This is a genomic window from Skermanella sp., assembly GCF_059503625.1.
Window position 1 is genome coordinate 1 of record NZ_JCACHA010000219.1, and the last position, 3,278, is coordinate 3,278.

Sequence of the window (3,278 nt, forward strand, 5' to 3'; positions counted from 1 at the left end):
GCCACCCGCGCCTCGCGCCGCCAGGTGAACAGCTGCTGCGGCGCCATCTGCCAGCCCTGCAGCCCCGACTTCAACCCGATTGAGCAGGCTTTCGCCAAGCTAAAGGCCGCGCTCCGCTCGGCAGCTGAGCGCAGCCTCGACGGTCTATGGGCTGCCATCGGCCGCATCATCGATACCTCACGCCAACCGAGTGCGCCAGCTACTTCGCCCCCGCCGGCTACGATGCAGACTGATGGGAAAACGCTCTAAGAAGCAAGATTTCTTGCCAGCGAGCCAGCAAGCAAAACTCTACAAACTCAAAGTTTATGCCTGGGCTTCACAACGCGCTCTAGTTTGTGCGGATTAAAAAGCATTGTTGGCAGGCCTAAATGCGCATGATTATCTACCATCTTGTTGTAGGTCAGCAAGCAATTGCTTTGCCTCATACTCGCCAAGTTGAATTGCTTTGCCGTATAATTCGGCTGCTATACTACGATCAGCTTGTAGATTGCCGGCGCCGATGCTAGAGAGAACGCTTGGATCGTAGGTTTTGCCCAAAGCAGTAATGGCAACTATACTGCCGCTGTCTGCTGCACGACGGAACAACAACCGAGCGCTCGAAATGTCGCGAAGTGCAAACATCGTTTGGCCACGCCGTAATAGGGTCGCTAGTATTTCAGGTCGTCTGGATGCTTCTATGGTTTGCGTCTCCTGCCTTGGAGTTGCGAAACTAGCACCACCAGGTAAACTAACCCCCGGGGCAGATAATGAAAAATTACCTAAAATCTCGATCCAGGCGGTCGACTGTGGCGCAAGGATGGGATCTAGGGGATCCTGCGATATTGGTGCCACAGCAAGTGGTGACGGCACCTGAGAAGTCTCTGCTGGTTCATCAACAAACGTCGCAATTGTAGGATTTGAGACGTCTGCGGTTGTGGAAATAGTGCCTGATCCTGTTCTGGCTGCCGCTTCACCAAAGAAATCGGAACCTGTCGTATCCGCAGCAGGTGGCGCTGCAGCCGCCACATGGTTTGTTTCGCCTGATGTTTCGGTGCTAGAAGCCTGCAATAAAGCAGGCGGCAATGATAAAGATAGGGATTCGGGTAAAGTAGGAAAATGTTCTATCATTGCATTTAAATTTCGCCGTTCGGTCTCCAATATTGAAGCCGGCGTAGTGTTTGTTGGCTCCGCATATGACGACCTCAAACTCTCGGAAATGAGAGGTGACGGCGCTATGGTCCGTCGCGCTGGCAAATCTTCCGGTAAGGCCATTGGGGCATCTTGGTGCGGTGGATGCAACGGCACTCCGTCAAAGGACCTCCGTGGTTCGATAGCTGCAAGCTGAGCGTCTGAAGGTGTAGCAGCCGACACATCCATCGTGTGATTGGAGGCTGGGTCTGGCCTCCACCGTAACTGATTTTTACTGAGACTATCTAAAGACGCAGCGTTCCGATCAAATATACCTAGCGATGCCAGTAAGTCAAAATCAACTTTTGGTGGAGATACAACGACAAAGCTACTTACGGACACCAAAATAAATGCCGACACGAGCGCCCAAGGCTTTCTAAAGAACATGAGTGACGTGACCTGTGCAGCTGACTTCACTGCGGCAAGTTCGGTCGATTGCAGCAAGCTTAACGCTGAATCTTTTGATGGCGGGTGGCATACCGATAAGCCAGGGGACGCGACATTTGTGTTCTTCCGCGGCCCAATCGTCGGAGGTGGAAGGCGGCCGGCTAATAACCACTCTTGGTTGCATTTGAAGCAGCGCAACTTTCTTCCAACGATTGCTAGCGAATCGGGGACATCGTAAAAAGTCTGGCATTTAGGGCAAACAGTGTTCATCGTCTCTACCGCCACCTATTTGTGCCTAAGTTTACGAGCCAGCAAAATAAAAAAAGCATTTGTCGACAAACTTTCCAGAGTTTGACACCTGCCGTCGATTACGTCTAGTAAGAGTCTGAACGCGAAATAAGCCGGGTCTTTCGGGTCGGCTTCGATACGTAGGGCAGTGCGCTGGGTGAGCCTCACCATGTTGCGCCGATGTCTTGCACCAGTTTACGCAGCCGTGTCGACCTACCTCCGCCTTCGGCTTGCCGTGTTCCCCGACCCAGTCGTGGCGACGGCTGGAACGCTCTGGCCGACATCGAAGTGTTTGTCTTCGCGGTCGAGGCTGAGTTGTAGGCTATGGACCGCGAGCGGATCGGTGTGCACCGCCGCAGCCGCAAGCCGGACCTCACGCTGCGACGGCGGCTGATTGGGCTGATCTGGACCCTGACGCTCCGCGGCCTGCGGTGGCGCATCGCCGGTTGGCTCTCAGGGGTTCCCTTCACCACCCTGCACAGCAGCTTCGCGCGCTGGACCCGCTTGAGCCTGTGGCGACGGCTGGGCTAACGTCTCGCGCTCGATTGGCGGCTGGCCTGCGGCGACGAGGTGCTGCCCTCGTCGGTGGTGGCCGACAGCCGCTCCCTGCGGTTAGCCCCAACCACCTGGGTACGCAGCATCGATGGCGGCAAACTGGTCAAGGGCATCAAGCTCTGCGTTGTTTGCAACAAGCATGGATCGCTGCTCGACCTCGAGCTGCATCCTGCCAACACGGACGACCGCGCGGGCATCCTGCCGACGCTGCCGCGGCTCGCCGCGCTCGGCTTCCACGGGGATCTGCTGGGCGACAGCGGCTTCAGGGCGCGCCCTTCGCCGCGGCGGCGCTCGGGCACGACATCCACGTCTCGGTCTCGCCCCGCGGCACGCGGGACGGGCGCTTCCTGCCGAGCGGGATCAGGTGGGTCGTCGAACAGCTGTTCGCTTGACTCAGCCGCTACCGCCGGCTTAACATCGTGTACGATCGTGTGCACGGCCTCTTCGCCGCGCACATCTTAATCGCAATGATTTCCATCATCTCACGCCCGCTCGTCGCGCAAACCCAGCCGCAGTAAAAGATCTATTTGCGTACAGCTCCTAAGGCGCAGAATGCTCTTTTGTGTACACTTACTGTCCGTGCAAAAACGTGCCAACCCAAGAGCGATCGCCTTTAGAGCTCTTTCTAAGTGGGCACACAAAGGGCTTAACAGACCTCTGCCAATCTCGCAATTTTGTCAATACTAAAATTTTCTTAGGGTAAATAGTCGGCCTTGAATAACTTGTTCAGTTGCTGGTGCTGTAGCTGGGTGACGGTCTGGCTGGGCGATTGAGTCGATGATGCCTGCAAGGATAGCGAGCAGAAGAGCTCTCTGGACTTGCTCCGCTTTAGTGTCCGTCCGGGATCATATTGTTCTTCGGCATAGCCTTCGCAGCATGAG

The 3,278-nt window shown here is 55.9% G+C and carries 4 protein-coding genes and 2 pseudogenes; 3 read left to right on the forward strand and 3 right to left on the reverse strand.

The features are described 5' to 3' along the window. Positions 1-233: pseudogene (locus tag AC5JJ6_RS05405) on the forward strand (IS630 family transposase); the annotation flags it as partial. A 145-nt stretch (positions 234-378) separates the two neighbouring features. On the opposite strand, the gene AC5JJ6_RS05410 reads toward AC5JJ6_RS05405, so the two are convergent. Then, positions 379-1,137, reverse strand: coding sequence for a hypothetical protein (locus tag AC5JJ6_RS05410; protein ID WP_496041065.1), 759 nt, complete (start codon positions 1,135-1,137; stop codon positions 379-381). Between the two features lie 597 nt (positions 1,138-1,734). Then, a pseudogene (locus AC5JJ6_RS05415) lies at positions 1,735-1,824 on the reverse strand (zinc-ribbon domain-containing protein); the annotation flags it as partial. A gap of 342 nt (positions 1,825-2,166) precedes the next feature. Here AC5JJ6_RS05415 and AC5JJ6_RS05420 point away from each other — a divergent pair. Then, the gene (locus AC5JJ6_RS05420) at positions 2,167-2,373 is read left to right on the forward strand and encodes a hypothetical protein (protein WP_496041062.1); all 207 of its coding nucleotides are present in this window, start codon (positions 2,167-2,169) and stop codon (positions 2,371-2,373) included. Positions 2,374-2,430: 57 nt separating this feature from the next. Further along, positions 2,431-2,859, forward strand: a complete 429-nt coding sequence (locus AC5JJ6_RS05425; protein WP_496041064.1) for a transposase — start codon at positions 2,431-2,433, stop codon at positions 2,857-2,859. A 232-nt stretch (positions 2,860-3,091) separates the two neighbouring features. On the opposite strand, the gene AC5JJ6_RS05430 is transcribed toward AC5JJ6_RS05425, so the two are convergent. Beyond that, the coding region (locus AC5JJ6_RS05430; RefSeq protein WP_496041063.1) for a hypothetical protein at positions 3,092-3,278 on the reverse strand (187 nt) is incomplete at its 5' end.

Excerpts from the sequence above, each read along its gene's own strand:
- AC5JJ6_RS05420 (WP_496041062.1), top strand. The coding sequence starts at position 2,167 with ATGGACCGCGAGCGGATCGGTGTGCACCGCCGCAGCCGCAAGCCGGAC.